This is a genomic window from Dysgonomonas sp. UBA7630, from assembly GCF_002483985.1.
In the GTDB taxonomy this organism is placed as follows: Bacteria; Bacteroidota; Bacteroidia; order Bacteroidales; family Dysgonomonadaceae; genus Dysgonomonas.
Map to the genome: position 1 here is coordinate 1 of NZ_DLIY01000009.1, position 6159 is coordinate 6159.

Sequence of the window (6159 nt, forward strand, 5' to 3'; positions counted from 1 at the left end):
GTTTACTGGATAGTGTCTAAAAGCGTTTTCTTCATCACGTTTTCCTATATCTTTTTAAATTAGGTTATGACCAGTACTCCTCCTGATCTGACAAATAAACAAAAAATCAGGATCGGAAATATAGTTGTTTCTACACCTAAAAAAGTGTGGTATTGTAGATCAATATACAGCTCTACTTATAAAAAACAGAGTTCAAAATATTGGAGTACATATTGTTCAATGTTGTATCTCTACGCTGAAAGATCTTATCTAAAATCCATCTATCAGCAACTTATTTTCTATAGATATTTTTTACTAAGATAAAAATATGATCGAGAGTAAATAAAATAAGGTAGCCCGATTGAGCTACCTTATTTTTATATTGAATCTGTAAAATATTTGTCAATATCTGTTGTTATAACCTCCTCTATTGTTACCATAAGAGTTGTTATTTCTTTCCTGACGAGGTCTTGCTTCTGAGACTGAGATAGTTCTTCCATCATATTCAACTCCGTTCAGTTTTGAAATTGCTTTATTTGCATCTTCGTTGTTGTCCATTTCAACAAACCCGCAGCCTTTAGACCTGCTGGTACTACGATCCATAATAACTTTAGCTGAATTAATAACTCCATACTCCTTAAAAAGAGTGTTTAAATCGGCATCGTTAACATCGTAACTCAAACCTGCGATAAAAATGTTCATTGTAAAAAAATTATAAAATAAATAATCAGAAGAGAATTACGGCAAATAAGCACTTTAAACTCAAAATCTGCGGAATTAAAGGATAAGTATGAAATTTGTAATAAAAACTCAAATCTTTAATACAAAGATACGTCTAAGTATTTAAAGATCACTGCCTTTTTGCTATAAAATACTGACATATAGTTAATTATTGTTTTTTTTATACGAATAACAAATATTTTAACTAACAAACACAACCCCATTTTATATCTATAGAAATTTTTCGGTATTTGTGCCTGCTAAGAGATTACATCCGAATGAGAATTCAATGGATTGGGGATAAAAACATTTATAAGTATTTTACTTATGCTTCCTTTCATTCTACTTTTCATTGTAGATTCCTTTTTTTGGTTTAAACGATTAAAATATGACAGATGGAGTAAATAAGCATTAAATGAAAGTATTTATTGTATCCAATAACAGGGTAAAGCAATAGGAAGCTCTATGTAGGTATATTACAGATATACCATTGTGTGATTATATACCTTTATGGACTCGTTAGATGTGTAATTCCTATTATATATGTATATGAAATTTGATCGTATGGGTATAGATCAGAGGTCTCTAGCTTTATTCCTAATCTTTGTAAAACATACGGCAAATACCATTTAAGGAATAATTTCCCTAAATGGTATTTTTATTTACCGTATTTCATTTACCGGAAGAATCGAAAAAACATTCTTTTTTATTTTTCAGTTTTCACCTCTACTCGATCTTTTAAATATCCGGCTTCGTTTTTAACAATATCGGTTATATTCTTTAAATCTTTCTTTGATTTCCTGAAAAATTTGTTAGCATTGTCATAAATACAGTCAAATTGCCCATCGTCTTGCAGCTTACGAATTAAATACCCTGCTAAAGAGCCAATTACTAGACCAAATAATACTTTTTTCATAACTATTTTTTATTTATTTGAGATAATATTTTAATATACCTGCCGAATATATGACCATCGAACGTGTTTGGGGTGAGGCTGCTAACCCATTCAATAGCCCGAAATCATGAATTACACCATTGTAACGGATAGTTGTAACATCGACTCCTGCTTCATCGAGCTTACGCCCAAACGCTTCGCCCTCATCCCTCAATATATCATTTTCTGCCACCTGTACGATGGTAGGTGGTAATCCCCTAAGTTCATCAATAGAAGCCAAAAGAGGTGAAAGGTAAATCTCTTTACGTTGTTTTAAATCGGCTGTATACTGATCGAACATCCATTTCATCATTGATGCAGTCAAAAATCTTTGTTCACCATACATTTTGTACGATTCTGTATCGAAATCAGTGTTTGTCACGGGCCATAATAAAATCTGAACTTTGATAAATGAATCATTATTTTTCTTTGCCAATAAGCTGGTAGCAATAGCCATATTTCCTCCGGCACTATTTCCGACCAGAGCCAGACGTTTACTGTCTATATTTATTTCGTCTCCATGCTTTGATACCCACTTGGTAGCTGCATAAATTTCATTGATAGCCTGTGGATACTTAGCTTCTGGCGAAGGGTTATAATTTATGAAAACAGCGGCATATCCCGATTCTATGACTAAGTCGCGTACCATCCGTTTATACGTATTATAGTCACCTAAAATCCACCCACCTCCATGTATAAAAATAAAAGCGGGTAGTTTTTTTGTTATTCCCTTAGGACGAACAATCGTTAGTTTTACCGGATAATCTTTATCTGTAATTATTTTTTCAGATTCTTCAATCCCTGATAAATCTACTTTCACTCCATTCTGTGCTGTTACAAGAACATTGCGGGCATCCTCTTTCGATAATGTTTCAACAGGAACTCCATCATTCAGCACTTTTAAATATTTTTTTACTCCAACACTCAGATGATTATCTTTCTGATAATCATCTTCTTTTTCTATTTGTTCTTCCATGTATTTCTTCTTTTTAGATTGGAATTATAAGATTCAGTTTTTTCTCATCATTTCTCTTTACAGTCACACTAGTACTGCCCGGAGCAATAAATTCAACACCTCCAACCTCATAAAAGACGGCAAAAGACAGAGTCGTTTTGGATTCTAATAGATTTAATTCTGTAAAATTTAAACTGAATGTCGCAACACCATTCTGATCTGTTACAACATGTTTGTCCGCGTCAGCACTTTTTGTAGAACTATCTACTTTCGTATCCTTGTATAAGTAAACAGTAGTATTGGGTTGGATAGTACCCACTAAGTTCTTTACTGTAACCTGCACATTGGCACCTAATGCCGGAGCATCGTCGTCATCGTCTCCGCAAGACATAAAACCAACAACCGTTAATATCATTATACTTAGAATCAGTAACTTTTTCATATTATATTCATCTTTGAGATAAGCCAACCTTTTTATTTATTGTGATCGGTTGGCATTTTCACATAGTCCGGATATAATACTATTTTACCGGAACATCTTTCTTTATAACAGTTTTGATGGTATCCGACTTTGTATTATTCCATGAATCTTTTACATTGCCGACACCCTCTTTTGTTTTATCAACGGCTTTATCGACAGATTCAGTGACCGATTCTTTTGCGTTTTCATAATCTTTCCCGGCGCCTCTTGTTGTATTGCATGAAACGAATACAAATACTGAGATAGACAGTATACTTATAATCTTTTTCATTTTTCTTTGTTTAATTTGAAATAAGCCGACCTCTTTATTTATTCTGATCGGTCGGCATTTTCACCGTGTTGGGATGTCAATCTAATTTTTTCTTAACATCTTCCTTTATATCTTTGACGTCTTTCTTTATATTGCTCTTGATTGTATCTGCTTTTTTATCAACAGCATCTTTTGTCTGATTCCAGGAATCTTTTACCTCCCCGGCATCCTCTTTTGTTTTATCAGCCGCTTTATCAATAGACTTATTTACAGAATCTTTCATATTCTCAAAGTCTTTGTCTGCTCCAGTTTTTGTATTGCATGAGGAGAGTATTAACACCCATCCTGAGATAAACAATATATTTAAAATCTTTTTCATCTTTCCTTCTTCTTTTATTATTCAATATATAAAATTACGGCACGGTTCCACTCCATTACATCGAAAGGAGGGTTGGTCTGGCCTTCCCATTCAACAATAACACGATCCTGATTTATCCCGTATTTGCCGGTGATGACGTCAGCCACATTTTGAGCCCTTTGTCTGGATAATTTTTCATTTATGACGGCCGTTCCTGTTTCCTTATCGGTATAGCCGATAACCCTGACTTTCTTATCCGGATTTTCTTTCAGATATTTGGCTACATTATAAACATTGACTTCCTGGTGGGATTCAACCTTTACCTTGTTAATACCGAACAGGACAACATTATTGACAGGTTCTTCGCTAACCTGGACTTCCCTGATAACTTCTTTTACAACGACAGTAGGTTCTGCCTGTTCAACCGGGCGCTGCGCTAATCTTGCCATATCAGCACGCTGCATATTGATCGTGTTGTTCAAATTGTCTATTTCAGACTGATCCCTTAGTATTGCTTCGGTAAATACCGCTTTCTTTCCGACTGTGAAAACAAGACTGGCAGAGGCTGTTCCCAAAAGATCATAACCTCTTTTGCTTCCTGTGCGTTGGTCAAATTCATCTTTGAGCAATTTACCCGATAGTTCAATATCAAGGGCAACGCGTGGCGAAAATCTGAAACGGTTAATGATACCTGCATCAAATGTTACACTGTTTACGTGATTGCTGTTGCTTGCATACTCAGGTAGTTTTTTGTAGTCCCAGCCGTAAGCCCAGCCCATACCGATATAAGGAATGAAAGCGTAAACACGGTCAGCATTATAAGGCATCAGGTAATCGGTCACATTCCACATATAATTTAGTTCAGCGCTCACGTACCTGTTGCGGGTCATCAGGGAGGCATCATTATTAAAGGTATGAATATTCGTCCCTCCTGATAGTTTGATCCGTGCTCCGGAATAAGGATTAAACCATTTGCCAAACTGGAAATTAGGGGTTACCGTCATCCGTCTCCAAAAAGTAGCATCTACATCTTTGTCTCCGAAATAGATATTTGCCCCGGCTCCGGCTCCGATAAACCAGTTATCCCAGAAACCGTTATCAACAAATGTAGTATTACTACCCGCTTGGGCACTTTGGCCTTCTTTTTGCTGAGCTGATAAGGTAACCGCTGAAAGTGTAATAATAAAAAGTAGTATAATCTTTTTCATAATTGTATTTGTATAATTTTTTATTTAAAATTTGTATCCGTATCCAATCAGGATTACAGCACAGTCGTTGTCTCCTAATATAAATCGAGCCTCAGCATTCAAAAAGAACCTGTCATCTACTTGGTAGGTAATACCTCCTCCCAGATTGAATGCTAAATCTGTTTCTGTATGAGAATCTGTTTTTTGTTCTGTTCCCCCGATTGTAACTGATTGTCTTCCATAAAAATTATTTTGTATACCCAAGCCGGCTAAAGGGAAGACTGATATTCTTTCTTGTGGAAGTTTGAAGACATAATGCACATTTAACATAACGTCCAATCCTGTTACTTTATCTTTGGGGAAATAAAATGTAATATCGGGAGCTATACGTACATTATCCAGGATGTTATATCGTCCCTGTACACCGATTGCAAAACGTTTATAATCGGTTTGATAACCTAAACTGCCAATAGCAGCTTTGTCTCCTTTTTGGGCGGAAAGACTAAGTCCTGTAGCTATGCAAGCAAGTAATAATATGATTTTTTTCATAATTTATTTTTTATTATTTACAACTAAATAATCTAACCGTTAGATTTACCTCCGGACTTATTATTGCGATTATACCCGCCAAATAAAGATAGTATCCATAAAAAGACAACTGCACCGACAACTGACACAATCAGCATTCCTACAATCCCACCCCAATTTATACCTAGTACGCTGAAAAGAAATCCGCCTAAGACCGCTCCGATTAAACCCACTATCAGGTTTACAATTAAACCGAAACCACGTCCTTTTGTAATGTAACCGGCTATAAAACCTGCAAGGACGCCAATGACTATTGAACCAATGATACCTAATTCCATTTTCTTTGTTTTTAATTATTATTTGATTTTCAGTCAACCGGAAGTGATGGAGCATAGCGGTGTTGACAATCCGGCGAATGCTTTTATTTTTTCATACATAATACTCAGATTATGCTTTAAATTGTATCTGACAGATATCTGTCTTTCTATAGTTAAAACAATTGAAAAATAGATATGACTTGTTAATCTGTGAATTATGTAATTAATAAGCAAAAATGTATAACAAAATATATTAGGCAAATTATTTCCTTTATAAGCTATTCAATACATTTTGCATATGAAAGGAAGGATGAGAATCGGGTCTCCAAATCAGAAAAAGAAGACAGCTTTAATTACAGAAGGAAATAGTGTCATAGGTTATAATATAGCTACTAGCCTGGAATCTACTGGAAATTGGAATGTTATCATCATATCTTCCCAAAAGCTTTC

At 35.0% G+C, this 6159-nt stretch carries 9 protein-coding genes; all 9 read right to left on the minus strand.

The annotated features are described in order from the left end of the window. Positions 1 to 381: 381 nt before the first annotated feature. Positions 382 to 681 carry an RNA recognition motif domain-containing protein gene (locus tag B3P17_RS03295; protein ID WP_291103320.1) on the minus strand — a complete coding sequence of 100 codons (300 nt, stop codon included), beginning with the start codon at positions 679 to 681 and terminating at the stop codon, positions 382 to 384. A 724-nt stretch (positions 682 to 1405) separates the two neighbouring features. Then, positions 1406 to 1615, minus strand: a complete 210-nt coding sequence (locus B3P17_RS03300; RefSeq protein WP_006844256.1) for a hypothetical protein — start codon at positions 1613 to 1615, stop codon at positions 1406 to 1408. Positions 1616 to 1628: 13 nt separating this feature from the next. Next, complete coding sequence (locus B3P17_RS03305) at positions 1629 to 2609, minus strand: alpha/beta hydrolase (protein ID WP_006844255.1); 981 nt, start codon at positions 2607 to 2609, stop codon at positions 1629 to 1631. 13 nt (positions 2610 to 2622) lie between these two features. After that, positions 2623 to 3030, minus strand: a complete 408-nt coding sequence (locus B3P17_RS03310) for a hypothetical protein (protein ID WP_291103329.1) — start codon at positions 3028 to 3030, stop codon at positions 2623 to 2625. Between the two features lie 79 nt (positions 3031 to 3109). Further along, positions 3110 to 3340 carry a hypothetical protein gene (locus tag B3P17_RS03315; protein WP_006844253.1) on the minus strand — a complete coding sequence of 77 codons (231 nt, stop codon included), beginning with the start codon at positions 3338 to 3340 and terminating at the stop codon, positions 3110 to 3112. Between the two features lie 76 nt (positions 3341 to 3416). Then, positions 3417 to 3698 carry a hypothetical protein gene (locus B3P17_RS03320; RefSeq protein ID WP_291103333.1) on the minus strand — a complete coding sequence of 94 codons (282 nt, stop codon included), beginning with the start codon at positions 3696 to 3698 and terminating at the stop codon, positions 3417 to 3419. 17 nt (positions 3699 to 3715) lie between these two features. Next, positions 3716 to 4885, minus strand: a complete 1170-nt coding sequence (locus tag B3P17_RS03325) for an OmpA family protein (protein ID WP_291103336.1) — start codon at positions 4883 to 4885, stop codon at positions 3716 to 3718. Positions 4886 to 4909: 24 nt separating this feature from the next. After that, positions 4910 to 5413: an outer membrane beta-barrel protein gene (locus tag B3P17_RS03330; protein ID WP_006844250.1), complete on the minus strand. Its 504-nt coding sequence runs from the start codon at positions 5411 to 5413 to the stop codon at positions 4910 to 4912. 32 nt (positions 5414 to 5445) lie between these two features. Continuing rightward, entirely contained in the window at positions 5446 to 5730 is a 285-nt protein-coding gene (locus B3P17_RS03335; RefSeq protein ID WP_006844249.1) for a GlsB/YeaQ/YmgE family stress response membrane protein, read from the minus strand. Positions 5731 to 6159: the final 429 nt, after the last annotated feature.